Genomic DNA, 25,729 nt, shown 5'->3' with positions numbered 1-25,729 from the left:
GCGGTGCACGGCGGTCTTACCGAGGGGTGTTCTCCTGCGCTACATTCCAGGAATCCTCTGCATTCCCGTTCGACCCCAGCAGGTCACGCATCCTGGAGCGTCCCATGACCATCGTCGACGACGACCGCGCTGAGGCGCCGCGTCCCAACGCCATGACCATCGAGCTCAACGCGCTGAACTCGATCGACGAGTCCGAGCGTCGAGGCAGGCCGCGCAGCCTGTTCTGGCCCTGGTTCGCGGCGAACGTCTCGGTGCTCGGCGTCAGCTACGGATCCTTCCTGCTCGGCTTCGGCATCTCGTTCTGGCAGGCGACGATCGTGGGGATCCTCGGCATCGTCGTGTCGTTCCTGTTCTGCGGCTTCATCTCGCTCGCCGGCAAGCGGGGATCCGCTCCGACGCTGACGCTGAGCCGTGCAGCGTTCGGCGTGAACGGCAACACCGTGCCTTCGATCATCTCGTGGCTGCTCACCGTCGGATGGGAGACCGTGCTCGTCTCCCTCGCCGTGCTGGCGACGACCACCGTCTTCAAGGAGCTCGGCGGCGGTGGCGGAACGGTCACCCGGGTGATCACGCTCATCGTCGTCGTGGCGCTCGTGATCGGCGGCGGCGTGTTCGGGTTCCACGTCATCATGCGGCTGCAGGTGATCATCACCATCGCGACAGCCGTGCTCACCGTCGTCTACATCGGCCTGGTCTGGAATCACATCGACTTCGCCAAGATCGCGGCCATCCCGAACGGCGACCTGCCGCAGCTCATCGGCGGGTTCGTCTTCATGATGACCGGATTCGGCCTCGGCTGGGTGCAGGCCGCAGCCGACTACTCGCGCTACCTGCCCCGCAAATCCTCGAGCGGCGGCGTCGTCGGATGGACGACGTTCGGCGCCTCGCTCGCTCCCGTCATCCTGGTGGTCTTCGGCCTCATGCTCGCCGGATCGTCGAAGGCGCTGTCTGCGGCCATCGGCAACGACCCGATCGGCGCGCTCACGATCATCCTCCCGGTCTGGTTCCTGGTGCCGTTCTTCATCGTCGCGGTGCTCGGCCTCATCGGCGGTGCCGTGCTCGACATCTACTCGTCGGGGATCGCGCTGCTCAGCGCAGGCGCGCGCATCCCTCGTCCGGTCGCGGCTCTGATCGACGGCGTCATCATGATCGCCGGCGCCGTGTACATCGTCTTCTTCGCCACGGACTTCATCGGCCCGTTCCAGGGCTTCCTCATCACGCTCGGCGTGCCGATCGCTGCCTGGTGCGGCGTCTTCCTCGCCGACATGACTCTGCGTCGCAAGAACTACTCCGACAGGGACCTCTTCACTGCCCGTGGCCGCTACGGCAGCTGGAACTGGCTCGCCATCGCCCTGCTCGTAGTCGGCACGGCGCTCGGCTGGGGGCTCGTCATCAACCCCTACGGGATCTCCTGGCTGAACTGGCAGGGCTACCTGCTCGCACCCTTCGGTCTCGGCGGACGTACGGGCATCTGGGGCGGCGCGAACCTCGGCGTGCTCGTGGCGCTCGTCGTCGGCTACCTCGGGGTCGTGCTGTTCGGCCGTGATGCCGTGCGCCGGCAGGAGTCGCTGCCCGAGGCGGACGAAGACGGGACGGATGCCGCCGGCCCTGCCGCCGAACCCGTCACCGCCGCGGGCGGCGAGGGGCAGGCGTGAGCGATGCGCCCTGGCTGGTGATCGTCGACATGCAGCGCGTGTTCGGCGACCCGGCCAGCGGATGGTTCACCCCGCGTTTCGAGGAAGCCCGCGCAGCGATCGCGCGCCTGACGCCGGCCTTCGGTAACCGGGTGGTGCACACGCGATTCGTCGCGCCAGAGCACCCGCAGGGCGCGTGGATCCCGTACTACGACCAGTGGCCGTGGGCGTTGAAGCCCGAGGACGATCCGCTGTACGAGCTCGTCGACGCACCGTCGCCGTCGCACGGCGTGGTCACCGAGACCACGTTCGGCAAATGGGGCGCCGACCTGGAGCGTGCGACCGACGGATCCCGAGAGTTCGTGCTGGCCGGCGTCTCGACGGACTGCTGCGTCATCTCGACGGCGCTCCCCGCGGCGGATGCCGGCGTCCACGTCCGCGTCGCGACGGATGCGTGTGCCGGCGCCACCGACACCGACCACCGTCGCGCGCTCGACGCCATGGCCCTTTACGCGCCGCTCATCGAGCTGACGGATGCCGACTCCGTGCTCGCGACTCTTCCGTCTCGGCAGTCGCCGATCGGTAGCCTTGACGGATGACCGCCGAGTCCACGAGCACCGAGTCCACGAGCCCGAGTCCGTCCCACGCCGCCGTCGAGGCGGTCGAGACCCAGCTCCGCTCCCACGGGATCGCAGGCGAGGTGCGCTGGCTCGACGAAGCGACGCCGACGGCGGCCGCGGCGGCAGCAGCCCTCGGCATCGAGGTGGGCGCCATCGCCAACTCGCTCGTGTTCACGCTCGACGGCGAGCCCGTGCTCGTGATGACCTCTGGCGGGCACCGTGTCGACACGGCGTTCCTCGGCGAGGAGCTCGGCGGAACGCTGAAGCGGGCGTCGGCCGAAACGGTTCGCGAGGCGACCGGACAGGTGATCGGGGGAGTGGCTCCCACCGGACACCCCGCTCCGCTGCGCACCTGGGTGGACACCGCGCTGCGGGCCTTCCCCGAGATCTGGGCGGCGGCCGGACATCCGCACACCGTCTTCCCGCTGACGTACGACCAGCTCGTCGAGCTGACGGGCGGGACGGAGATCGAGGTCGAGCGAGCGTAGACGCCGTCGGTCGCTCCGACCGGCCGGACTCGCCCTACTCGTCGAGCAGCCTTCGGATCATGACGTGGCCGTGCTGCTCGAACGCGTCGTCGCCGATGCTGAGCGCCCAGACGACGGTGCCGATCGCCCGGCGCAGGGTCTCGAGGAGAAGCGTGTCCCGGTCTGCTGCATCCAGCTCACGCGCCATGCCGCGCATGACCGCCTCCTCCAGCCCGGGAGGCCGTCGAAGTCGTTGCTCTTCAGGCGCACCGGGCTCAGCCCGCCGTCTCCCGCGCCAGTGGTCCTCGCCTCAGGATCGCCGCCGCCCTCAGACATCCTGCGGATAGATGATGGCCTTGACCGCGGTCGGGTCGGTTGCGCCGATGTTCAGTGCTGCCGCGGTGTCCGCCAGCGCGAAGCTGTGTGTGTGCACGCCCTCCAGGTTGACGCGGCCGGAGGAGATCAGTGCGATGCCGAGCGGCCAGGTGTTCTGGTAGCGGCTCACCATCGAGATGGTGATCTCGTTCCAGTTCAACGTGTGGAGCGGTAGATCGGCGTTCTGCTTCGAGATGCCGATCACGGCGGCGCGTCCGGCCGGGCCGAGGCGCCCAAGACCATCTGCCAGAACGCCTGGGGCGCCGGAGCACTCGAGCAGCACGTCGAACGTGCGGGATGACCGGTCCGCCGATCCGCTCAGCTCGGTGGCGAATCCGTGGGTGCTGGCCAGCTCGAGGCGGGGTTCGACGACGTCCGTGATCGTCACGGTCCTCGCGCCGAGTGCCTTGGCGGCTTCCGCAGCGAGCAGACCGACCGGACCGGCTCCCGTGACGAGCACGTCGTCGCCAGGTCGGAGCCCAGCGCGCTGGCATCCCCAGAGCCCGACGGAGAGCGGCTCGACGATGGCGCCCTCCTCGAACGTCATGGAGTCGGGCATGCGGAAGAGGGTGCGGGCGTCGATCGCGAGACGTTGCACGAGAACACCGTCGACGGGCGGCGTCGCCAGGAACCGCAGGTTCGGGCACAGGTGGTAGCGGCCGGCCCGGCACTGCTCGCAGGTCCAGTCCGGCATGCTCGGCTCGATCGCGACGCGGTCACCCGGCTCGACGTTGCTCACGCCGGCGCCGACGCTGAGCACCTCGCCCGACACCTCGTGCCCCAGGATGAGGTCGCCATCGACGACGTAGGGCCCGATCCGTCCGTATCGGTAGAACGACACGTCCGACCCGCAGACGCCCACGGCACGTATAGCGACGACAGCCTCACCGGGCCCAGCTTCTGGCTCGGGGCGCTCCCGCATCTCGATGGTGTTCAGTGCCGTCATCACGGCAGCGAGGTTCGGCATGTCGACTCCTTCGTCGGGCTCGTGTTCTCGGGGTGGACTTCGGGCCTTGCGGCCGACTCAGACCTGCGTCGCTCCACGGTGCAGCTCGAGGTGCTCGAGGTAGACGTCCGCGTTGCGGCGGATGCCCGCCACCTCCTCATCGCTGAGCTCGCGCCGCACCTTCGCCGGCACACCGGCCACGAGCGAACGGGGAGGGACGATGGTGCCCGCCGTCACGAGAGCGCCGGCCGCCACGAGGGATCCGGACCCGATCACCGCGCCGTTCATCACCGTGGCGTGCATGCCGATGAGCACGTCGTCCTCGATCGTGCAGCCGTGCAGCACGGCGTTGTGTCCGACGGAGACACCGCTGCCGAGCGTGAGCGGGAATCCGGTGTCGACGTGGCACGAGCAGTTGTCCTGGATGTTGGACCGCTCGCCGATGACGATGGGCTCGTTGTCGGAGCGCAGCACGGCGTTGTACCAGACGCTGGCGCGATCCTGCAGCGTGACGGCGCCGATCAGCTGCGCTCCGGGAGCGACCCAGGCGAACGGTGCGATATCAGGAGCGGCGCGGTCGGGGAGGACGATCAGGCGGGCGTCATCGTGCGCAGACATGCGACAAGGCTATTGCGGTTCGCGCTCACTCGTTGCGGTGCGCTCCCGCAGACGGCACGACGGCGAAGAGGTCGGGCTGTGCGTATCCGTGCTCGGCGAACGCCGCATCCACCGATGCCTCCACCTGCGACACGAGCTCGTGGGGCACGAGGGCGATGGCCGATCCGCCGAACCCGCCGCCGGTCATCCTGGCGCCGATCGCACCGTAGTTCTGGGAGATCTCGACGGCCAGGTCGAGCTGCGGAACGGAGACCTCGAAGTCGTCGCGCAGCGAGCGGTGCGAGGCGTCCATCAGGTCGCCGATGGCGCGCGGGCCCTGCTCGCGCAGCGTGCGCACGGTGTCCAGCACGCGCTGGTTCTCGGTGACGACGTGGCGAACTCTGCGGAACGTCTCGCCGTCGAGCACCTCGCGCGCTCGCGGGAGGTCTGCAACGGTGACTTCCCGCAGCGACTCCACGCCGAGCGTCTTGGCGCCGGCCTCGCAGGATGCGCGGCGCGCGGCGTATCCGCCCGTCGCGTGCTCGTGGTGCACCTTCGTGTCCATGACGAGCACCTCGAGGCCCGCCTCGTCGAACCCGAGCGGGATGACGTCGGTCTCCAGCGTGCGGCAGTCGATGAAGATGCCGCTGTCCGCACGGCCGAGGAGCGACGCCGACTGGTCGAGGATCCCGGTCGGCGCGCCGACGACCTCGTTCTCCGCGATATGACCGGCCTTGACGAGGGTCTTGAGGTCGAGGTCGAGGCGCCACACGTCGTTGAGGGCGATGGCCACGGCCGATTCGATGGCTGCGGATGACGACAGCCCGGCACCGACCGGGACCGCCGAGTCCAGGTAGAGGTCGAATCCGGGGACCGCTTCGAGGTCCGCGCCGAGCTGGCCGAGGGCCCACGCCACACCGAGCGGATAGTTCTGCCATCCGGCAGCTGCACCGGGACCCAGGTCGGCGATCGAGGTCTCGAGCACCTCGTCGGCGAACGACGAGGTGACGCGGATCCTCCGGTCGTCGCGCAGCGCGAGCGCGCCGACGGTGCGTCGGTCGATGGCGAACGGGAAGACGAATCCGTCGTTGTAGTCGGTGTGCTCGCCGATGAGGTTCACGCGGCCCGGAGCGGACCAGACGCCCTCTGGTGCGTGCCCGAAAAGCTCCGTGAAGCGTGCGCGGGCGGATGCGACGAGGTCGGTCATGCCGGATTCTCCTGGATTTCTGGTGGTGACGTTTCGGGTGCGGATCAGACCGGGTTCTCGACGTCGGCGCGCGAGATCGCCTCGCGCAGAGCGAGCGCCTGCGTCTCGGGCGGAACGTCGCCGACCCATGCTCCCATGGCCGCCTCGCTACCGGCGAGGAACTTGAGCTTGTCGGCGGCACGGCGCGGCGAGGTGAGCTGAAGGTGCAGGCGCACGTCGTCGCGGTGCACGTTCACCGGCGCCTGGTGCCAGGCGGCGATGTAGGGGGTAGGGGTGTCGTAGAGGGCGTCGACGCCGCGGAGGATCCGCAGGTAGAGCGAGGCGAGCTCGGTGCGTTCCGCGTCCGTCGTTGCGGCGAAGTCGGCCATCTGCCTGTGCGGCATGACGTGCACCTCGAGGGGCCACCTCGCAGCGAAGGGGACGTAGGCGCTCCAGTGATCGCCGGAGAGGAGCATCCGCTCGCCCGCGCGCTCGAAGTCGAGGATGTCGCCGAACAGCGTCGGGCCGTACGACTCGACAGACGCGAGCAGGCGGTGGGTACGCGGCGTGATGTACGGGTAGGCGTAGATCTGCCCGTGCGGATGCCCGAGCGTCACGCCGATCGCCTCGCCGCGGTTCTCGAACGGGAAGACCTGCTGGATGCCGGCCATCGCCGAGAGTGCTGCCGTGCGGTCGGCCCAAGCCTCGATGACCGTGCGCGCGCGCGACGGCGAAATGCTGCCGAACGATCCGGTGTGCTCGGGGCTGAAGCAGACGACCTCGCAGCGGCCGATCGACGTGCGGATGCGACCGATGCCCACCTCGGCGAGGTCGGCGAGATCGCGCGGGGCGTCGGCATCCTCCGTCGTCGGCCCGAACGACGGCGACTTGTTCTCGAAGACCGCGACGTCGTAATCGCTGGGGATCTCCGACGGATTGCCCGGCGTCTGCGGGGCGAGCGGATCGAGCTCTGCCGGGGGCAGCACGACGCGGTTCTGGCGGGCGGCGGCGATCGAGATCCACTCGCCGGTCAGCGGATCCTGGCGCATGCGTGCAGTCTGCGGTCGCGGACCCAGCGTGCGGAGGTCGGGCGCCCTGTCCGGGGGCAACGTCGTGTCCGCGTCATCGAAGTAGAAGAGTTCGCGTCCGTCGGCCAGCCGGTGCTCGCGCTTGGTGATGGTGCCCACACCGAAACACTAGCTTACGGATTGACAACAAAACAAAAGCAAACGTAAGTTGGTCGCGTGCCCGAGATCATCGACTCCGTCCCCGATGCCGGCGCGCCCGCGACGATCCGACGCCAGCGCATTCTGGCGCTCATCGGGGAGCGCGGGTTCGTGCGCGTCGGGGAGCTGAGTGAGACGTTCTCCGTCTCCGAGGTGACGGTGAGGGGCGATCTCGCGGTACTCGAGGGAACGCAGGGGATCCGCCGCGTGCACGGTGGGGCCATGCCGCGGGTGACCGGTCCGATGCAGGAACCTTCGTTCGAAGAGGCGCTCGAGAGCTCGGCGGAGGAGAAGCGCGCCATCGCGCGCCGCTCCGCCGGGCTCGTCGAGCCCGGCATGAGCGTCATCGTCGACGTCGGCAGCACGTGCATGGCTGTCGCAAGGGAGCTCGTGCGCAGGGAGGACCTGCACGACGTGACAGTGATCACCAACGGCCTGTCGACGGCGCTCGAGCTCGAGAACGCGATTCCGCGGGTGCAGGTGATCGTCACGGGCGGCACGTTGCGTCCGTTGCAGCACTCGCTCGTGGCACCGCTCGCCGCCGCCATGTTCGAGCACGTGCACGCCGACCTCGCGTTCATCGGATGCAACGGCGTCGACGCCCGTGCCGGCATCACCAACATCAACCTTCCGGAGGCGGAGCTCAAGCGGGACATGGTCCGCGCGTCCGAGCGGGCGGTCGTCGTGGCGGATGGATCCAAGGCGGGCCGCGTGCACCTCGGTCGGATCGGCGACCTGCGGGACTTCGAGACCATCTACCTCGGCGCCTCGACGGACGACAAGGTCATGCGCTCGCTCAGGCACGCCGGATCCAGCGTCGTCCGCGTCGAGCCGGACCCCGTCTGATCCCGCGCCGACGTCACGCGGAGTCCGTCCGTTCCCTAGGCTGGGCACATGCGCGCACCCACGGGGGACCAGTACGAATTGACGTGCGACACGCCTGCCGGACAGGCGCGGGCGGTGATCACGCAGGTGGCTGCCGCCATCCGTTCTTATTCCGTTGCAGGCATAGACCTGACGGAGCCGTACGACGAGTCGTCGACGCCCCCGTCGGGCTGCGGAATCGTGCTCGTGCCGTGGCCCAACCGGGTCAAGGACGCCACGTGGTGGATGCGCGACTCCTCGGGATCCGTCACCGAGCAGCGCCTCGCCGTCTCTGAGCCGGCGCGAGGCAACGCCATCCACGGGCTGCTGCGCTACTCGCCGTACCTCCCCGTAATGCGCCGGCGCGATTCGATCACGCTCGGGGCGACGGTGTTCCCGCAGCTCGGGTATCCGTTCCTGCTCGACACGACGGTGCGGTACTCGGTCAGCGCAGAGGGCTTGAGCGTGCAGCACACGATCGTCAACGCCGGCCAGCAGGATGCTCCGGTCGCGCTGGGTGCGCATCCGTACCTGAAGATCGGCGGCGTGCGCACCTCCGACCTGACATTGCGGCTGGATGCGACGACCCACTTCGAGGTCGACGAGCGGATGAACGTGGTCGCCGAGCATCCCGTTCACGGCACCGAGTTCGACCTCCGCGGCGGACGCCGCGTCTCGGACCTCCAGCTGGACGACGGCTTCGGCGGCGTGCTGCACCACGGCGGGCGCGGGGAGCACTCGCTGACGGCCGCGGACGGACGATCGGTCACGCTGTGGGTCGACGACTCCTTCGGATACGTGCAGGCCTACACGCACCGCTCGTTCGCAACCCTGCCTGAGGGCGAGGTGGCCATCGCCCTCGAGCCGATGACTGCTCCCGCGAACGCCCTCAACTCCGGGCAGGGACTGCGCTGGCTGGCGCCGGGCGAGACGTTCACGGCTCGCTGGGGCATCGAGTCCGCGCTGGTGCTCTGACATCGGGAAGGGTTCGGCTCCGCCCGGGGTTTCGAACCAGTGGGTTTCCAGCGGAACCGAGAGGACGCGCATGCACGCCGTAGCACTGACCAGGGGTCTGCCGATCGACGACGAGCAGAGCCTCGTCGACGCGGAGCTGCCGGATCCGACGCCGGGACCGCGAGACGTGCTCGTGGAGGTGCGTGCGGCATCCGTGAATCCTGTCGACGTGAAGCAACGAGCGGCCAGCCCGGAGCTCGCCGAGCCCCGTGTGCTCGGTTTCGACGGCGCCGGCGTCGTTCGTGCCGTCGGTTCCGAGGTCACTCTCTTCGCGCAGGGCGACGAGGTGTGGTGGGCCGGCCAGCTCGACAGGCAGGGGTCGGATGCCGACCTCCAGCTCGTCGACGAGCGCATCGTCGGCCGCAAGCCATCGTCGCTGAGCTTCGCGGAGGCCGCTGCGCTGCCGCTCACGGCCATCACCGCGTGGGAGTCGCTGTTCGACAAGCTCGGTCTCACCGAGACATCTGAGGGCAGCCTGCTGGTCGTCGGCGCCACGGGCGGCGTTGGATCGATCATGCTTCAGCTCGTGCGGGAGCTCGTGCCTGGCATGCGCACCGTCGCCACGGCATCCAATGACGACAACGAGCGCTGGGTGCGATCGCTCGGCGCGTCGGCGGCCGTCGACCACCACGCCGACCTCGTCGCGCAGACGCTCGAGGCCGAGCCCGACGGCGTCGACTGGATCTTCTCGGCGCACAGCGCAGGGCGCGCCGCCGACTACGCGCACATGCTCAGGCCGTTCGGGGCCGTCGTCGCGATTGATTCTGCGAAGGATGTCGACCTCGACGCCCTCAAGCCGAAGAGCCAGAGCTGGCACTGGGAGCTGATGTTCACGCGTCCGATGCAGCGCACGCCGGACATGATCCGGCAGCACGAGCTGCTGGATGCGGTCGCCGACCTGGTCGACGTCGGCCGCGTGACCAGCACGGTGCAGACCATCCTGTCGGGATGGGACGCCGCGACCTTCCGCGAAGCGCACAGGTTCGTCGAATCCGGTCGCACCGTCGGCAAGGTGGTCGTGCAGCGCTGAGGCCCGACGGCCCGCCGGAGCTGCTGGCGATCGCGCCAGGCTATGACTATTGCGCCACCAGTTCAGGCGCGGTCACGAGATCCTGGCGCAATCGCCTCCCGCCGGGCGCTACTTCGGCGCCACGGCGTTCGCCGCGATCACTGTCGAGTACCAGTGGAAGCTCTTCTTCGGTGTGCGCTTCTGCGTCGTGAAGTCCACGTGCGTGAGCCCCCAGCGCTGCGTGTAACCCTCCGCCCACTCGAAGTTGTCGAGCAGCGACCACACGTAATGGCCCTCCAACGGGACACCGGCCTCGATGGCGCGCGCTGCCTGCTGGAAATGGCTGCGCAGGTAGTCGATGCGCTGCGGATCGTCCACGCCGTCCTGCAACAGATCGTCGGGGATGCCGTTCTCCGTCAGCAGGATCGGCACCTTCTTGTACTCGCGCTTGATGCGCGTGAGCAGCGTGTACAGCCCCGGCGCCCAGATCTGCTCCCACTCGGCGGTCGACGTCGGATGTATCTGCACCTCGTCACCGTTCAGGTCGACGCCCGCCACGCCGTAGTAGTTGACGCCGAGCACGCCGATGGGGGAGGAGATCGTCTTCAGGTCCCCCTCCTTCACGAGGGAGGCGAACTGGGCGGGGTCGGCCGGGAGCTGCCCGTTCTCTGTGCCGATGGCATCCGTCGGGTAGCTGCCCTTCAGCACGGGGTCGAGGAAGAGCCGGTTCTCACGGGCGTCCACGTTCTTCGTCTGGTCGGCGGCGGCCGGATCGGACGCCGACACCGGCGTGAGGTTGAGCACGGGTCCAACGCGACCCTTCACGCCCTGCGCATCGAAGGCTTGCACGGTGAGGCCGTGCGCCAGCAGCTGATGGTGGACGGCGGCCGCTGCGGCATTCGGATCGGTGAGCCCCGGCGCGTGGTTGCCGTACCAGTAGCCGTTGAACGCATGGGTCTTCGGCTCGTTGAGCGTGAACCAGTCGGCATCCACGTCGCCGAACGCGCCGAACACGATGTCGGCGTAGTCGGCGAAGCGGTTCGCGGTGTCGCGATTCGGCCAGCCGCCGGCATCCTGCACCGGTTGCGGCAGGTCCCAGTGGAAGAGCGTGATGGCGGGGCGGATGCTCCGCTCCGCCAGACCGTCCAGCAGCTGCTTGTAGAAGTCGAGGCCCTTCTGGTTGATAGCCCCGGACCCCGTCGGCTGGATGCGCGGCCACGCCAACGAGAATCGGTACCCGCCGACCCCGAGCGTCTTCAGCAGGTCGAAGTCCGTCTTCCACCGGTGGTAGTGGTCGGCCGCGACTTCACCGGTCGACCCGTCGGCGATCTTGCCGCTGTACAGCGCGAACGTGTCCCAGACGGAGGGGCCGCGGCCGTCGATGTTCCACGCGCCCTCGATCTGGTAGGCGCTCGTCGCTGCGCCCCACACGTAGCCCTTGGGGAACGCCATGGGTGTCGCAGGCGGCGTCCACATCGCCGTCTTCGCGGGGGCCGGGGTGGAGCATCCGGCGAGTGTCGCGAGCGCAACGCCGCCGACGGCCATTGCGCCCGTTGCGGTGAACAACTGCCTTCTGCTGAACGATGGTGCCGAGCCTGTCACGAGCCGCCTTCGCCTCGGGCGCCCGAGGCGAAGGCCCAGCAGGAAACGGCGCGGAAGTGCATCGCGTCGATGGTGCAGCTGCGGGGAGACAGGCCTAAGAGAGCGCTCTCTGAATGGGATGCGCCAAGCATAGCGAGGTCGAACGTGCGGCCGCACCCCCGATTTCACCTGAATCCGGTCAGGGTCACGCTCCGGCCCCATCGGCGCCTCATGGCGTCCTCGCCGCCGAGCGGTCCCCCTGCCGCGTCAGGTCCCGGAGGCGACGTCGGCATGCCGGCCGTTCGGCAATAGGGGGACCGGCGGCGGGCCGGCGACGGCCGGCAGCCCGCCGATCTCAGCTCTCGTCGATCCCCTCGATCACCGAGTTCTTCGGCTTGAGCGACCCGCCGGTCGCCAGGCGCATCAGGTCGCTGTCCAGGTCGATCGTCAGCTCGTTGCCGCCGGCGCTGCCGTATTCGTGCTGGTACTTGCGCCAACTGGAGCCGCGCACCTCGCGCTCGAAGCCGCTCTCCATGAGCAGCAGAAGCTCGAACGCGGCCCGGTCGACGCGCGACCCGAGGGCCTTGTCCTGCCAGTCCTCGGTCGACGCGAACACGGAGGTGGGCACGCTCATCGCCCGCAGGTACGCGAAGAGCGACCGCATCTGCTCGTCGACGACGAGCGCGTGCCGCGCCGTGCCGGCGGTCGCGGCCAGGGCGACCGGTTTGGCGATCAGCAGGTCGTTGTCGAGCACCTGGAAGAACGAGCTGAACAGCCCGCTCGGGCCGGCCTTGTACACGGGCGTGCTCGCGATCACGCCGTCCGCCTCGTGCAGCGCGTTCACGGCAGCGGTGAACCGTGGACCGAGCAGACCGGATGCCAGTGCCCCCGCCAGCTCAGGCAGCACATCCCGCAGATCGATGGTGGTGATCTCGACGACGTGACCGCGCCGCACTGCGATCTCTCGCACGGCCTGCGCGATGCGGTCGCCGAGCAGCTTCGTGGACGACGGATCGCTGATCCCCGCGTTCACGACCGCCACCCGGAAGGTGCGCGAGCCCTCGGATTCCGTCACCTCAGTCGTCCTCTCCGAAGGTGTCGCCGCCGAAGGGTGCGCCGCTCTGCGAGGCGTCCGCGACGGCGTCCGTGTCCTGGTACGGGGATCCGCCGGTCACGTTGTCACCGCGGTTGGCGTTCGGACGGGGCTGGCGCGGCTCCGCGTCTCCATACTTGGCCGTGACGAGGCTCGCGTGGGTCGGGGCGTCAGGCACCTCGGCGTCGCGCAGCGATGCGAACTCCTTGCGCAGCACAGGCACGACCTCGCTGCCGAGCAGTTCGATCTGGTCGAGCACCTTCTCGATCGGGAGTCCTGCGTGGTCGACGAGGAACAGCTGGCGCTGGTAGTCGCCGACGTAGTCGCGGAACCCGAGGGTCTTGTCGATGACCTCCTGCGGGCTGCCGACCGTGAGCGGGGTCATCTCGGTGAACTGCTCCATGGTCGGGCCGTTGCCGTAGACGGGCGCCTCGTCGAAGTAAGGCCGGAACTCGCGCTTGGCGTCCTGCGAGTTCTTCGCGATGTACGTCTGTCCGCCGAGCCCGACGATGGCCTGCTTCGCGGTGCCGTGGCCGTAGTGCTCGAAGCGCTGGCGGTAGAACTCCACCATGCGCTGCGTGTGCTCCTTCGGCCAGAAGATGTGGTTGGCGAAGAATCCGTCGCCGTAGTACGCGGCCTGTTCGGCGATCTCCGGCGTTCGGATGGATCCGTGCCAGACGAACGGCGGCACGTCGTCGAGCGGACGCGGCGTGGACGTGAAGCCCTGGAGCGGCGTGCGGAAATTGCCCTCCCAGTCCACGACATCCTCACGCCACAGGCGGTGCAGCAGGTTGTAGTGCTCGAGCGCTAGGGGAAGGCCCTGGCGGATGTCCTGGCCGAACCACGGGTACACGGGCGCGGTGTTGCCGCGGCCGAGCATGAGGTCCATTCGCCCCTTGGACAGGTGCTGCAGCATCGCGTACTCCTCGGCGATGCGCACCGGATCGTTCGTCGTGATGAGCGTGGTCGACGTCGTCACCACGAGGCGCTTCGTGAGCGCTGCGATGTGCGCGAGAAGGGTCGTCGGCGAGGACGAGAAGAACGGCGGATTGTGGTGCTCGCCTATGGCGAAGACGTCAAGGCCGACCTCTTCGGCCTTGACGGCCATCCGCACCTCGGCGTCGATGCGCTCTGCCTCGCTTGGCGTCACCCCGGTGACCGGATCGCGCGTGATGTCGCTGACCGAGAAGATGCCGAATTGCATTGGGATGACCCCCTGTCGGAGAACCGGATCGGTTCGCTTTGCTGTTGGATGCTCTGCAGTTGTATGCGTTTGCATAGATTATGAACATCGGGTCGATACCTATCATTCCCGGCTCGTTGCTCGGGCGCACGCGTCGAGTGAACCTCACATGGACCCGGCTCCCGAACTCGTTCAACGCTGATCCGGACAACACGCGACCCGCAAGCCCGCAGAGGGATACCGCCGGGGGTCGTCCTGATGCGGTTGGTAGGGGATGCGCTGGACCTCCGCAGGCGACCGATCGGAGCCCTGCGCAGGGTTTGAACTCAATCGGACTGCGTCGCGGTCGGAGTGGGCTGCTTGCGGGGGATGCGCAGCCGGCCCTGGGCGATGACGATTCCGATGAGGATCAACGCTGTGCCCACCGGTTCCGTCCACGACAGCTTTTCGCCGAGGATCACCGCTCCCAGCGTGACGCCGACGACCGGCGTGAGGTAGGTGACCGTGGATGCGTTCGTCGCACCCCATGCAGCGACGATGTTCGTGTTCCACACGTAGGCGAGTCCGGTTCCCACGGCGCCGAGGGCGAGAACGCTGATGACGGCGCCAGGGTCGACCCGGTGGACGGGGCCGCCGGCGAACGGCGTGAACACGACCAGGACGGCCGCGGCAAGGCCCACTTGGACGCAGGCCGTGCTCAGCGCAGGCAAGCCCAGTGGAGCGACGAAGCGGCGCAGGTCAGTGAACGCCATCCCGTAACAGGCCGTTGATGCAAGACATGCGAGTTGGGCTGGAACGTCCGCATCACCGAACCCGGCCGACGGAACGGCCAGGACCAGGATGCCTGCGAACCCCAACAGCACTCCGAGGGTCCGGCCCAACGTCGGTCGCTCGCTCCTCAGGATGACCACTGTTGCGATCGTCGTCATCAACGGCGTCGTGGCGTTGAAAATACTGGCCAGACCCGAGGAGATGTGCTGCTCGGCCCACGCGAAGAGCAGGAACGGAACCACGCACATCAGGAGGGCGACGACAAGCAGATGACCCCACACGGCGAGCCTGTTCGGCAAGCGCATCCAGAGCGCGCCCATCGCGGTCGAAGAGGCGACGCATTCCTCGGCCGCCCTAGCGGGCGATCCGGAAGCCGATGTGGCTCATCCCCGTGTCGATCATCTGTGCGCGGCGTGCCGCCGGCCGGTAGCGCTGGCAGTAGCTGTCGGCGCACAGGAACGATCCGCCCTTGACCACCCGTCGCGGCACCGAGAACGGCTGTGCGGCATCGACGCTGCCATCCCGGTCGCCGCCTCTCGGGTTGCTCGGTACGCAGCACGAATCGCCGGCATCGTGATCCGAATACCAGTCGGACGTCCACTCCCAGACGTTGCCGGCCATGTCGAAGAGCCCGTACCCGTTGGCCGGGAATGAGCCGACGGGCGTGGTCGAGCCGTAGCCGCGGCGCGCCCGCCATGGGAACTCGCCGTGCCAGTAGTTCGCGAGTCGCTCGTCCTGCGCTTCCGGCTCGTCGCCCCAGGTGAAGCGGGTGCCCTCGTGTCCGCCACGACTGGCGAACTCCCACTCCGCCTCGGTCGGCAGACGAGCCCCGGCCCACTCCGCGTATGCCTCGGCGTCCTCGTACGCCACGTGGACGACGGGGTGGTCTGGCCGGTCTCCGATCGAGGTACCGGGCCCGAACGGCCGACGCCAGTTCGCTCCCGGAGTCCACGCCCACCACTGGCTCAGGTGGCGCAGATCCACCGGCCCTGGCGTGCCCGTGAACACCATCGACCCGGGCACCAGGTTCTCCGCGGGCGCGCCCGGGAAGTCCGCGGGATCGAGCGCTCGCTCAGCGACCGTGCGGTACCTCGTGGCGCGGACGAACGCTGCGAACTCCCGGTTGGTCACCGTCGTCGGGGCGATCGAGAAGCCCTCGACACACACACGGTGCGCGGGTGCCTCCTCCGAATAGTGTGCGTCCGAGCCCATGACGAACTCGCCGCCCGCGATCGCGGTCAGCTCGCTGAGCGAGGCGGCCCCCACCGCGACGCCGCTCAGTCTGCGCCGCCCAGGAACGCCTGCAGCTTCTCCACTGCCTGGTCGATGCTGAACGTCGCCGCCTTCTGCCGCGGCGGGAATTCCTCGAAGGTGGCGAGGAACTGCGAGATGATCGCGGTTGCCGCGAAGATCAGGTAGTCGTTCTCGAAGAGCCACTCGTAGTACGTGTTCGACGTGACGTCCGCGCGCTCGAACGGGTCCGTGCGCAGATTGAACAGCTTGGGGACTCGCAGCGGCACGAACGGCTCTGCCCAGATCTGCAGCGTGCCCTGGACGCGCTGCTCCATGAACACGACCTTCCAGTTGTCGAAGCGCAAGGCCAGGACGTCGCCGTCGTCCGAGAAGTACACCAGGCCCGGCCGCGGGCTCTTCTCCACCTCACCGGTCAGGTAAGGCAGCATGTCGTAGCCGTCGATATGCACCTTGAACGTGGAGTCGCCGACCTCGAGCCCCTTCTTCAGGGCGTCGACCGTCTCGTGGTCGCCGACCGCTGACAGGAATGTCGGCAGCCAGTCATGGTGCTGGATGATCTCGTTGGAGACCACTCCCGCCTCGATGTGTCCCGGCCAGCGGATCAGCTGGGGCACACGGAATGCGCCCTCCCAGTTGGTGTTCTTCTCGCTGCGGAACGGTGTCATGCCGCCGTCCGGCCACGTGTTCATGTGCGGTCCGTTGTCGGTCGAGTAGATGACGATCGTGTCGTCGGCGATGCCGAGCTCGTCGAGCTGATCGAGCAGGGTGCCGACGACCTTGTCGTGGTCGATCATGACGTCGTGGTATTCGGACTGCCACCGACCCGACTGCCCGACGCTCTCGGGTTTCGGGTGGGTTCGGAAGTGCATGTGCGTGGTGTTCATCCACACGAAGAACGGGGTGTCGGAGTCGTGGGCGCGGCCGATGAAGTCCATCGCGGCGTCGGCGAAGTCCTCATCCACCGTCTCCATGCGCTTCCTGGTCAGCGGCCCGGTGTCCTCGATGCGCTGCTTGCCGCGACGTCCGTAACGGCCCTCGACCGTGTCATCGTCGTCGTCGGTGGCCCACGAGTGGATGACGCCACGCGGGCGCGCTCGTTCGTTGAAGCCCGGGAACTCCTCCTGCGATGGCCAATTGGGGTACTCGGGCTCCTCCTCGGCGTTGAGGTGGTAGAGGTTGCCGTAGAACTCGTCGAAGCCGTGCACCGTGGGCAGGAACTCGTTCTTGTCGCCCAGGTGGTTCTTGCCGAACTGACCCGTCGCGTATCCGTGCGGCTTGAGCAGCTCAGCGATGGTCGGATCCTCTGCACTCAGGCCAAGGTCCGCCCCCGGCACACCCACCTTGCTCAGACCGGTGCGGAAAACGCTCTGACCCGTGATGAACGACGAGCGCCCGGCCGTGCAGCTCTGCTCCCCGTACGAGTCGGTGAAGCGCATACCCTCGTCGGCGATGCGGTCGATGTTGGGCGTGCGGTATCCCATGAGTCCGTCGCTGTAACAGCTCAGATTCGTGATTCCGATGTCATCGCCCCAGATCACCAGGATGTTCGGCTTCCCATTCGGCATGAAGTCCCCCATTTGACGGCTACGCGATCAAGCCACTCTTACCCATCCTGGTGAGGCATCTGCGAGATCCCTCCACCCGACCGACTATCCACCCGGGATGGGTGACGCGAGCGCGCGCGGGATGGGGAGACGCGATGCACCCTGGCCCGGACGAGCGGGCTCACTCGTCTCGACCTGAGCCCACGCGGGTCGTCGCGATGACGGCGGTGGTGGGCATCCACGGCCCGCTCCACCATCCTGGCCAGCCGAGTGGGCGAGTTCGGGTCTCGAGTCCCGCCGAGCGCAGCTCCGTCGCGTACTCATCCGTGCGTCGGATGTCGGCGATGAGGATGGTCCCACCGGGGGCGAGCACGCGGACCGCCTCGTGGATCGCGGTTCGGCGTCCGTCTCGGGTGTTGATGTTGTGGATCGCCAGGCTCGCTGTGACGAGCCGGAAGGTCCCGTCCTGGTACGGCAGTCGGGTCATGTCTCCGGTGTCGAAGCGGATTCGGTCGGCGACGTCGTTGAGTTCGGCGTTGGCCGCTGCCGCCAGGGGATCGTTGCCGGACTGGTCGACGGAGCGCCACAAGTCGATGCCCGTGACACTCAGGCTCGGCGAGCGACGTGCGGTCATGATCGCGACCATGCCGTGTCCGCAGCCGAGATCGAGTGCCGCGCCGTTCTGCGGAAGTCGGACGGAATCGAGAAGCCCGGCCCAGAGCACGAACTTGCCGCGGAGCGACGCGTACCAGAACAGCGCCGCGCCGAGCACCGAGACGATCGTCGCGACGCAGAGAAGGGCGCTGACCCACCACCATGCATGCCAGAGCGTCAGTGACAGGACAGCCAGTGCGCCGTAAACGACGGCGTATGCGACCCACATCCACGGAACCCACGGTGCGTCCACTCCGTATGAGCCCGCGAGCCGCCTGTGTGCCATAATCATCCTTATTATTAAAGTTGTAGTAACTCTAGTGATGGGTGGGGCGGGATGTCGAGGTCGACCACGAGGCTGATGGTGCTCGGCGTGGTCGCCTATCGAGGGCCGATCGGCGGCTACGGGATCGAGAAGACTTTCAACGAGTGGGCGGTGCAGCGCTGGGCGAGCATCGCGCCGCCCTCGATCTATCAGCAGCTGAAGACGCTGAACAGCGAGGAGCTGATCGAACCCGTCGCGCCGGCTTCGGGCCGAGCGACTGAGTATCGGTGCACGACCGCCGGTCAGGAAGAACTTCATCGTCTGCTGCTCGACCTCCTGCACGAACGAGAGGTGCGTCCGTTGAGTCTGGTTCCGCTGCTGCACTTCACGCCTACCCTGCCTGCCGCCGAGCTCCTGGCCGGGCTGTCTGCCCGCATCGAGGCGATCGACGTCGCGCTTTCCCTCCAGGACGAGATGCTCGAACGATCCGCTTTCCTAGCACCCTCGCACGTCGCCGAGATCTTCCGCCTCAACGCGCACGGACTCCGCGGGGATCGTGCATGGTGTGCGGAGTTCCTCGCCCGCCTGGGCGGGAACCGGCCGAGCGCTGACTGGTAAACCTGACCGGAAGCCGATCCCTCGGCAGGCAGCGTCGTTGGGGCTCAAGCGGAGCGAGTCGGCGTCTCGGCGTACGACCTCACTGATACGTGAAGTCGCAGCGCTGATTCTTACCCGGGCCCAAATATCAGGTCGAGCGTGCGCAGGTTTCTCTGTGACCAGGGAGTATTCGTTCCAGCAGAAGTGAGCGATGCCGTGGCCGCGCATCGACTCCGAGCGCGATCAGTCGCTGAGTTGCTGGATGAGTCTCTGGTACGTCGTGAACGCGGGCTTCGGGGTGTAGTCATCGCGGACGATGCCGTACTGATGGAAGATGTCGCTCTCGCCGCTGTCGGCGTCGCGCAAGCCGAACAGCACGTACCGGGAGACGTTGTACTCGACTCGCAGGTCGTAGACGGTGCGGATGACGGCCTCCAAGACGGTGGCCTGCTCTTCCGGCGATCGAACGCGACCCGAATACTGATTGGTGCCGGTCGGCCACCCGTTCTCGGTGACCCTGATCGCGACCGACGAAGGCAGACCCAGACCGGTCAGATGCGTGCGCAGCGCGGAGAGGATGCCCTCGACGGTTTCCGGGATCTCCTGCAACGCAACGGGCCCGTCTTCGAACACATCGACATAGAAGTTGTGTCCGACGAAGTCGACGGCCGCGAGGAACTCCGGGCGGGCCGCGTTCTGGAGGGTGTCCCAGTATCCGGGCACCGCGACCTGGCTGTCCGGAACCGATCCGAAGCCGACCTGGGCGCTCAGGCCGAGCTTGGTGACTTCGTGCTTCGCGGCGACCACGCCTCGGACGAGTGCGTCGTAGATGTACGCCTTTGAGCCCTCCATGAAGGAGAGGTTCGGCTCGTTCGTGATCTGCACGGAACTGAGTCGTTCGCCGTGCCGGCGAACGATCGTGCGGACGAAGTCGACCCAGCGTTCCAACTCGAGCTCCTGCTCGACGGCATCGGTCCAGTCGCCGCAGCCGATGACGACGTCACCGAGCAGGCCGTTGTCGGCGTAGACCTCGGCATTGTCGAGCATGCGTTCTTCCCAGCTGGGCGTGTAGATCAGGTAGGTGCGCGGAGTGAGCGAACTGACTCCGGCCAGATCCGAGAGCGCCGAACGGATGCGCGCGTAGTCGTCTGCGGGGCCGTCAGCGACACCGAACGGAGTGCCGGCCACGCGCAGCGGGTAGATGCCGAAGGTGAATCCGGTGGCGGTCATGTCCATTCGACTTTCCCTGTCTCTCGGCGGCCATCGGCCGGTCCGGTCGGGCTCGCGGTGGCAGATCGAACGAGGAGACCGATTCAGTCGCGCACAGGCTTGGATCCCAGTGATCAGTCGGTGCCCCCCGCCGGGCTCGAACCGGCGACCCGCGGATTAAAAGTCCGATGCTCTACCAACTGAGCTAGAGGGGCGCATCCACCAATCTACCGGGCTGGCAAGCGTGTCCCGCACGCTGCGGGAGCCGTGCCGATGCGGAATCCTTGAGGGGTGTCAGACGAACGCCGCCCCTTCCACAAGCCGACCAAGTTCTCGTCAGCGAAGTTCGAGAACCTGCACGGTGCTGATGATCCAGCAGAGACGAGCCGGATCGCGCACGAGACCGCCGCGGCCCTGCTGGAACGGGTGCGGCGGCATCCGGAGCCCGAAGTGGTCTCCCGTCTCGTGGCGTACACGGACGAGAACGGAATCGACGCGATCGCGGAACTGTGGTCGCGTGCGACCGCGCACAGCCTCCCTGGCGCGTTGTGGCGCATCTACCTGATCCGGCTGGCGATACGTGAAGATCCGCACGCCGCGAGCCTGCAGTACCAGCGCGGCACCGAGGTGCTGTCGTCCATCGACCCCGTGGTGGCCGGAGCGGAGATTCCCACTGGTCCGACGGAGATCATCGAGCTTGCAGACCGGATATTGCGCGGCATCTTCGAGGGCGACTTCGCCGTGGCGCTGGAGCGGGCGGCCGCGTTCTGCCGGGTGAGCGCCGCGGGTTGCACCAGCCTCGCCGACGACGCGGATCCGACCGAGCCGGAGCGGGCGACTGTCCTGACGCGTCGTGCGCTACGGTTCTCGGAGTTCGCGCTCGAGTTGGTGACCGCGGCAGGCCTCTGGCGCAGCGACTCCCTGGACTGAGTCCGGGAGTGTGCGCCGCCGGACTGCGGCGAGCACAGTAGCGGCCAGGCCGCAGAACGCCTCTCGGCGCGAGGCCGCTCGAAGCGGCGAATGATGGAGCCCGGGGTTACTGCGGCCCGGCCGCGGACAAGTTTACCGGACGGGCACGGGACGTCGGATCATCCGAAGCGGCCGGAGACGTAGTCCTCGGTGGCCTGAACGGACGGCTTGGTGAAGATGGTGGCGGTGTCGTCGTATTCGATGAGCTTGCCCGGCTTGCCGGTGCCCGCGATGTTGAAAAACGCCGTGCGGTCGGAGATCCGCGTGGCCTGCTGCATGTTGTGAGTCACGATGACGATCGTGTACTCCTTCTTCAGCTCCTCGATGAGGTCCTCGATCGCCAGGGTGGAGATCGGGTCGAGGGCGGAGCAGGGCTCGTCCATCAGCAGGATGTCGGGGGAGACGGCGATCGCGCGCGCGATGCACAGACGCTGCTGCTGGCCGCCGGAGAGGCCGGATCCCGGCAGTTGCAGTCGGTCTTTGACCTCGTTCCACAGGTTCGCGCCCTGCAGTGACTGCTCGACGAGCTCGTCCTGGTCGTTCTTCGACATCCGTCGGTTGTTCAGCTTGACACCGGCCAGCACGTTGTCGCGGATCGACATCGTGGGGAACGGATTCGCCCGCTGGAACACCATCCCGACCTGGCGGCGGACGATCACGGGGTCCACGCCCGCCGAGTAGAGGTTGTCGCCGTCGATGAGCACCTCGCCTTCGACGTGAGCGCCGGGGATCACCTCGTGCATGCGGTTCAGGGTGCGGAGGAAGGTGGACTTGCCGCATCCGCTCGGGCCGATGAAGGCCGTCACGGTGCGCGGCTCGATCGTCATGCTGACGCCCTCGACGGCGAGGAAGTCGCCGTAGTACACGTTGAGGTCGTTCACGTTGATGCGCTTGGACACGATGGCTCCTGTTGTGGTTTCCGTACCGGTTCGAGTCTCTACCGGAGACCCTTGGGTGCGAACACCTTGGCGATGATTCGGGCGATGAGGTTGAGGATCACGACGAGGATCACGAGCAGCAGGGCGGCGCCCCACGCTGATTGATACGAGGCCGCGATATCGGTCGACGGGAACTTGTATTCCGAGTACGCCATGACCGGGTAGGTCTGCATCGGGCCATCGAACGGGTTCGCGTTGAAGTTGTTCGTGAAGCTCGCCGCGATGAAGATCGGCGCGGTCTCGCCGATGACGCGCGAGATGGCGAGCATGACTCCGGTGACGATGCCGGCGATGGCGGTCGGCAGCACGATGCGCACGATGGTCGAGAACTTGGTCACGCCGAGCGCGAACGACGCCTCGCGCAGTTCGGTGGAGACGAGCTTGAGCATCTCCTCGGTGGAGCGGATGACGATCGGGATCATCAGCACCGACAGCGCGATCGACGCCGAGAAGCCGCTGAAGGCCTTGGGCCCGACGATCAGCGTGAACAGGGAGAACGCGAAGAGGCCGGCGACGATCGACGGGATGCCCGTCATCACGTCGACGAGGAACGTCACAGTGCGCGCCATCCACTGCTTCGGCTGGGCGTATTCGACGAGGTAGATGGCAGCCAGGATGCCGATCGGGATCGAGATGGCGGCCGCGATTCCGGTGATGATGAGCGTGCCGACGAGAGCCTGCAGTGAGCCTTGGATCACCGTGACTTTGAGGGTGTTCGGGTCGAAGACCGTGCCACCGCTCTTGAAGATGAAGTCCCAGGTCAGTGCCGGTGTGCCGTTGAAGATGACGGTGATCAGCGTGGAGACGAGGGGGATGAGCGCGAGGAAGAACGCGATGGTGACCAGGCCCCGGATCACGCGATCCGTTGCCTTGCGGCGGTTCTCCACCACCGCGGAGAGGATCCCGATGCCCAGCAAGTAGATCACCGCGCCGAGCACGAGCCATCCGACGATGCTGAAGCCGAGCATCGCCAGTACTGCTGCGGACACGACGAGAGCACCGATCAGTGTGTAGAGCTCGACGAACCGCGGCAGCTGAGCGGATGTCAGTGCGTTGGGAACCGGCCCGCGCGGACGTCGCGGGTTGGAGACGGCGGTGGCGGTCATCGGTCCGGGTTCTCCTCTGCTGCCAGTTCAGTGCGTTGGTCGCCTGCTTCGCGGTCTTCGGCGGCGATCTCGGACCGGATCCGCACCGGGCTGCTGGTCGCGTCGGCGGTGAGCACGGTGGTCGGATCGGTCGGAGGCAGCTTGGCGGCGGCCTTGTTCTTGCGACGGTTGCCTGCACCGGTGCGCGAGATGATCCAGCGCGCGATGAAGTTGACCCCGAAGGAGATGATGAACAGCGCGAGGCCGGTCGCGATGAGTGCGTCGCGCTGCAAGGGGTTCGACTCGGGGAAGTTGAGGGCCGCGTTGGCGGCGATCGTCTGCGAGTTCTTGGTGTCGGTGATGATGTGGATCGAGTAGATCAGCGACGGCGAGATGATCATCGCGATGGCCATCGTCTCGCCGAGGGCCCGCCCGAGGCCGAGCAGGGTGGCGCTGACGATGCCGCTGCGGGCATACGGGAACACCGCGAGACGCACCATCTCCCACTTCGTGGAGCCCAGTGCGAGAGCGGCCTCCTCGTGGAGGCGCGGTGTCTGCAGGAAGATCTCGCGGGAGATCGAGGTGATGATCGGCAGGATCATCACGGCCAGCACCACGCCGCCGGCGAGCATCGTGGATCCGGTGCGCGAGACCGGTCCGCCGAAGAGCGGGATCCAGCCGAGGTACTGATTCAGCCAGTCCTGGAAAGGCATCAGGAACGGCCGGATGACGAAGATGCCCCAGAGGCCGAAGACGACGGACGGCACGGCGGCGAGCAGGTCGACGAGGTATCCGAGAACACTCGCGAGACGTCGCGGTGCGTAGTGCGAGATGAAGAGCGCGATGCCGATGGCGACGGGTCCACCGAGCACGAGGGCGATGAGCGCCGACCAGAGCGTGCCCCAGATCAGCGGGCCGACGTAGCTCCAGAACGAGGAGTGACCCTGGGTGGTGCCGCTTGTGAGGTCGGCGGTCGTCGACCAGTTCGCAGTGATCGCGGGGACGGCCTTGATGACGAGGAAGAGCGCGACGCCGGCGAGGATCACCATGATCAGTCCGGCGGATCCCGTGCTCAGGAACTTGAAGATCCGGTCGGCGGGCCGGGCCTTCACCCGGGACGTCCCGGTTCCCCGCTTGGGGGAACCGGGACGCTGTGGCGTTGCCGTCTTCACACGGTCGTCCGGCAGGCTGTTCAACGCAGATCGCACGGCGGTGTTCTCTGTCACTTCTTGCTCTCTACGGCTTGTCGGTACGGGTGGAAGGGGTGTGCGCCGAGTGGTGCGATGTTACTTGACCGAAGCCAGGGTCTCGGCAGCCTTCGAGAGGAACGAGTCGGGCAGCGGTGCTGCGCCGGCGTTCTTGGCGCCGACCTGCTGGCCGGTGCTGCTCACGATGAAGCCGAGGTAGGCCGCGGTGACCTTGCCCTGGTTGGAGTCCTTGAAGGTCTTGCAGAGCACGTCGTACGACAGCAGCGGGATCGGGTACGCCTTGGCGTTGTTGATCTTGGTGGTGTCGATCGTGACGGTCAGGTCGCCCTTGCCCTGCGGCGTGATGCTGCCGGACTGCGCCAGCGACTCGGTCGCGGCGGCCTCGCTGTAGCTGACGAACTTGCCGCTCGTGCCCACCTCGACGGCGGCCGCGGTCGCGGTGCCGATGGAGCTCTGGTCGGCGTATCCGATCGTGCCGTCGCCGGCCTCGACCGTGTTCACGACACCGGATCCGCCCTGCTGGCCGCTACCGGTCGAGTTCGGCCATGCGGTGCTGGCGTCCCACGTCCAGATGGACGGCTGCTGCTGGTGCAGGTAGGTGGTGAAGTTGTTGGTCGTACCGGATCCGTCCGAACGGTGCACGACCGAGATCGGCGTGGACGGCAGCGTGACGCCCTTGTTGAGAGCGGCGATCGCCGGGTCATTCCAGGTCGTGATGGCACCGGAGAAGATCGACGCGATGGTCTTCGAGTCGAGGTTCAGCTTGTCGACACCCGAGAGCTTGTAGATGATCGAGACACCGGAGAGGTACACCGGGATGTTGACGGCACCGTCTGCGCCGCAGGTGGTCTTGGCCTGGGTGAACTGGTCGGCGCTGAGGGCGGCGTCCGTGCCCGCGAAGTCGTAGCTGCCGTTGAGCCAGTTGGTGACGCCACCGCCGGAGCCCTGCGACTTGTCGTAGTTGATCTTGACGTTGCCCGCCTGTGCCTGGAACGCGGCGGTCCATGCCTGCTGCACGTTCGCCTGGGCGCTCGAGCCACCCGCGGTGAGCGTGCCCGACAGCGAGCTGTAGTCGACAGCTGCGGCGGTCTTCGACGCCGTGGCCGTCGAGGTGCTGTCGGAGCCGCCGCCGTTGCCGGAGCAAGCGGACAGCGCGAGCGCAGTGGCGAGCGCGATGGCGCCCGCGGCGGCTGCATTCTTGAACTTCACTGTGTTCCCTTTCGGAAGTGGGTGTCTGCCGCTACGCCTGGGGTTCAAGCCTCGAAACGCTGCGCCCGGATTTTCGGGTGGACGCTGTGTGAGGCGTGCGGCATGGGCCGGTGTCGGCCCGCTTGCGAAGCTATGCGCGGGGCGTGACCAGAGTCTCGCGGGATGGTAAACGAGAGGTGAACGGACCTCGACGCGTAGGCTTCGTGCCGCTGCGCGCTGAAGCCGTGAGCG

General features: G+C 67.4%; 25 protein-coding genes and 1 tRNA gene. 8 read left to right on the top strand and 18 right to left on the bottom strand.

Annotated features, from left to right (window positions below):
* Nucleotides 1-104: 104 nt before the first annotated feature.
* Genes HII28_RS07465 through HII28_RS07455 form a run of 3 tightly spaced genes read left to right on the top strand, consistent with a single transcriptional unit; the run spans nucleotide 105 to nucleotide 2,742 of the window.
* Nucleotides 105-1,655, top strand: a complete 1,551-nt coding sequence (locus tag HII28_RS07465; protein WP_205864597.1) for a cytosine permease — start codon at nucleotides 105-107, stop codon at nucleotides 1,653-1,655.
* Nucleotides 1,652-2,233: a cysteine hydrolase gene (locus HII28_RS07460; protein ID WP_170024820.1), complete on the top strand. Its 582-nt coding sequence runs from the start codon at nucleotides 1,652-1,654 to the stop codon at nucleotides 2,231-2,233. The genes HII28_RS07465 and HII28_RS07460 overlap by 4 nt, the downstream gene beginning before the upstream one ends.
* Complete coding sequence (locus HII28_RS07455; protein WP_170024819.1) at nucleotides 2,230-2,742, top strand: YbaK/EbsC family protein; 513 nt, start codon at nucleotides 2,230-2,232, stop codon at nucleotides 2,740-2,742. Before HII28_RS07460 ends, HII28_RS07455 begins: the two co-directional genes overlap by 4 nt.
* Nucleotides 2,743-2,776: 34 nt before the next feature.
* Here HII28_RS07455 and HII28_RS07450 read toward each other — a convergent pair whose 3' ends face one another.
* The 5 genes from HII28_RS07450 to galT all read right to left on the bottom strand — a co-directional run bounded on the left by HII28_RS07450 (nucleotide 2,777) and on the right by galT (nucleotide 7,012).
* Complete coding sequence (locus tag HII28_RS07450) at nucleotides 2,777-2,938, bottom strand: hypothetical protein (protein ID WP_170024818.1); 162 nt, start codon at nucleotides 2,936-2,938, stop codon at nucleotides 2,777-2,779.
* Nucleotides 2,939-3,049: 111 nt separating this feature from the next.
* The gene (locus HII28_RS07445) at nucleotides 3,050-4,063 is read right to left on the bottom strand and encodes an NAD(P)-dependent alcohol dehydrogenase (RefSeq protein ID WP_170024817.1); all 1,014 of its coding nucleotides are present in this window, start codon (nucleotides 4,061-4,063) and stop codon (nucleotides 3,050-3,052) included.
* Nucleotides 4,064-4,120: 57 nt separating this feature from the next.
* The gene (locus HII28_RS07440; protein WP_170024816.1) at nucleotides 4,121-4,660 is read right to left on the bottom strand and encodes a gamma carbonic anhydrase family protein; all 540 of its coding nucleotides are present in this window, start codon (nucleotides 4,658-4,660) and stop codon (nucleotides 4,121-4,123) included.
* Between the two features lie 25 nt (nucleotides 4,661-4,685).
* A complete protein-coding gene (gene galK / locus HII28_RS07435; protein WP_170024815.1) occupies nucleotides 4,686-5,846 on the bottom strand; it encodes a galactokinase in 1,161 nt (386 codons plus the stop codon).
* A gap of 44 nt (nucleotides 5,847-5,890) precedes the next feature.
* Nucleotides 5,891-7,012 carry a galactose-1-phosphate uridylyltransferase gene (gene galT / locus HII28_RS07430; RefSeq protein WP_170024814.1) on the bottom strand — a complete coding sequence of 374 codons (1,122 nt, stop codon included), beginning with the start codon at nucleotides 7,010-7,012 and terminating at the stop codon, nucleotides 5,891-5,893.
* Nucleotides 7,013-7,069: 57 nt separating this feature from the next.
* Between galT and HII28_RS07425 the strand changes: the two genes are divergently transcribed.
* The 3 genes from HII28_RS07425 (at nucleotide 7,070) to HII28_RS07415 (ending at nucleotide 9,959) form a co-directional block, all read left to right on the top strand.
* Nucleotides 7,070-7,897 carry a DeoR/GlpR family DNA-binding transcription regulator gene (locus tag HII28_RS07425; RefSeq protein WP_346769230.1) on the top strand — a complete coding sequence of 276 codons (828 nt, stop codon included), beginning with the start codon at nucleotides 7,070-7,072 and terminating at the stop codon, nucleotides 7,895-7,897.
* Nucleotides 7,898-7,945: 48 nt separating this feature from the next.
* Complete coding sequence (locus HII28_RS07420; protein ID WP_170024813.1) at nucleotides 7,946-8,890, top strand: aldose 1-epimerase family protein; 945 nt, start codon at nucleotides 7,946-7,948, stop codon at nucleotides 8,888-8,890.
* 70 nt (nucleotides 8,891-8,960) lie between these two features.
* A complete protein-coding gene (locus tag HII28_RS07415) occupies nucleotides 8,961-9,959 on the top strand; it encodes a zinc-binding alcohol dehydrogenase family protein (RefSeq protein WP_170024812.1) in 999 nt (332 codons plus the stop codon).
* Nucleotides 9,960-10,067: 108 nt separating this feature from the next.
* On the opposite strand, the gene HII28_RS07410 is transcribed toward HII28_RS07415, so the two are convergent.
* From HII28_RS07410 to HII28_RS07380, 7 genes are all read right to left on the bottom strand, one after another.
* Complete coding sequence (locus HII28_RS07410) at nucleotides 10,068-11,540, bottom strand: GH1 family beta-glucosidase (RefSeq protein WP_346769228.1); 1,473 nt, start codon at nucleotides 11,538-11,540, stop codon at nucleotides 10,068-10,070.
* Nucleotides 11,541-11,874: 334 nt separating this feature from the next.
* Nucleotides 11,875-12,594: a CE1759 family FMN reductase gene (locus HII28_RS07405; protein WP_170024811.1), complete on the bottom strand. Its 720-nt coding sequence runs from the start codon at nucleotides 12,592-12,594 to the stop codon at nucleotides 11,875-11,877.
* 1 nt (nucleotide 12,595) lies between these two features.
* On the bottom strand, nucleotides 12,596-13,816 hold the full coding sequence (locus HII28_RS07400; protein ID WP_170024810.1) for an LLM class flavin-dependent oxidoreductase: 1,221 nt from the start codon (nucleotides 13,814-13,816) through the stop codon (nucleotides 12,596-12,598).
* Between the two features lie 305 nt (nucleotides 13,817-14,121).
* Nucleotides 14,122-14,871: a DMT family transporter gene (locus HII28_RS07395; RefSeq protein ID WP_205864596.1), complete on the bottom strand. Its 750-nt coding sequence runs from the start codon at nucleotides 14,869-14,871 to the stop codon at nucleotides 14,122-14,124.
* A 49-nt stretch (nucleotides 14,872-14,920) separates the two neighbouring features.
* Nucleotides 14,921-15,832, bottom strand: a complete 912-nt coding sequence (locus HII28_RS07390) for a formylglycine-generating enzyme family protein (protein WP_170024808.1) — start codon at nucleotides 15,830-15,832, stop codon at nucleotides 14,921-14,923.
* 11 nt (nucleotides 15,833-15,843) lie between these two features.
* Nucleotides 15,844-17,385, bottom strand: coding sequence for an arylsulfatase (locus HII28_RS07385; RefSeq protein WP_170024807.1), 1,542 nt, complete (start codon nucleotides 17,383-17,385; stop codon nucleotides 15,844-15,846).
* A 160-nt stretch (nucleotides 17,386-17,545) separates the two neighbouring features.
* Nucleotides 17,546-18,304 (bottom strand): class I SAM-dependent methyltransferase, encoded by a 759-nt coding sequence (locus HII28_RS07380; protein ID WP_170024806.1) that lies wholly within the window; start codon nucleotides 18,302-18,304, stop codon nucleotides 17,546-17,548.
* 51 nt (nucleotides 18,305-18,355) lie between these two features.
* On the opposite strand from HII28_RS07380, the gene HII28_RS07375 reads away from it, so the two are divergent.
* A complete protein-coding gene (locus HII28_RS07375) occupies nucleotides 18,356-18,901 on the top strand; it encodes a helix-turn-helix transcriptional regulator (protein ID WP_170024805.1) in 546 nt (181 codons plus the stop codon).
* Between the two features lie 222 nt (nucleotides 18,902-19,123).
* On the opposite strand, the gene HII28_RS07370 is transcribed toward HII28_RS07375, so the two are convergent.
* Nucleotides 19,124-20,116 carry a hypothetical protein gene (locus HII28_RS07370; protein ID WP_205864595.1) on the bottom strand — a complete coding sequence of 331 codons (993 nt, stop codon included), beginning with the start codon at nucleotides 20,114-20,116 and terminating at the stop codon, nucleotides 19,124-19,126.
* A gap of 115 nt (nucleotides 20,117-20,231) precedes the next feature.
* Nucleotides 20,232-20,304, bottom strand: a tRNA-Lys gene (locus HII28_RS07365).
* Between the two features lie 76 nt (nucleotides 20,305-20,380).
* On the opposite strand from HII28_RS07365, the gene HII28_RS07360 reads away from it, so the two are divergent.
* Nucleotides 20,381-21,019 carry a DNA-directed RNA polymerase subunit beta gene (locus tag HII28_RS07360; protein ID WP_170024804.1) on the top strand — a complete coding sequence of 213 codons (639 nt, stop codon included), beginning with the start codon at nucleotides 20,381-20,383 and terminating at the stop codon, nucleotides 21,017-21,019.
* 158 nt (nucleotides 21,020-21,177) lie between these two features.
* Here HII28_RS07360 and pstB read toward each other — a convergent pair whose 3' ends face one another.
* The 4 genes from pstB to pstS form a co-directional block, all read right to left on the bottom strand.
* On the bottom strand, nucleotides 21,178-21,957 hold the full coding sequence (pstB, locus tag HII28_RS07355) for a phosphate ABC transporter ATP-binding protein PstB (protein WP_170024803.1): 780 nt from the start codon (nucleotides 21,955-21,957) through the stop codon (nucleotides 21,178-21,180).
* A gap of 38 nt (nucleotides 21,958-21,995) precedes the next feature.
* Complete coding sequence (gene pstA / locus HII28_RS07350; protein WP_170024802.1) at nucleotides 21,996-23,102, bottom strand: phosphate ABC transporter permease PstA; 1,107 nt, start codon at nucleotides 23,100-23,102, stop codon at nucleotides 21,996-21,998.
* Nucleotides 23,099-24,193, bottom strand: coding sequence for a phosphate ABC transporter permease subunit PstC (gene pstC / locus HII28_RS07345; RefSeq protein WP_346769321.1), 1,095 nt, complete (start codon nucleotides 24,191-24,193; stop codon nucleotides 23,099-23,101). Before pstC ends, pstA begins: the two co-directional genes overlap by 4 nt.
* Before the next feature lie 174 nt (nucleotides 24,194-24,367).
* Entirely contained in the window at nucleotides 24,368-25,498 is a 1,131-nt protein-coding gene (gene pstS, locus HII28_RS07340; protein WP_170024801.1) for a phosphate ABC transporter substrate-binding protein PstS, read from the bottom strand.
* Between the last annotated feature and the right edge of the window lie 231 nt (nucleotides 25,499-25,729).

Origin of the sequence: Planctomonas sp. JC2975 (genome assembly GCF_012985205.1) — a bacterium.
Lineage (GTDB): Bacteria > Actinomycetota > Actinomycetes > Actinomycetales > Microbacteriaceae > Humibacter.
The sequence above is the reverse complement of the archived record's forward strand: the minus strand, read 5'-3'. Positions and strand labels throughout refer to the sequence as shown.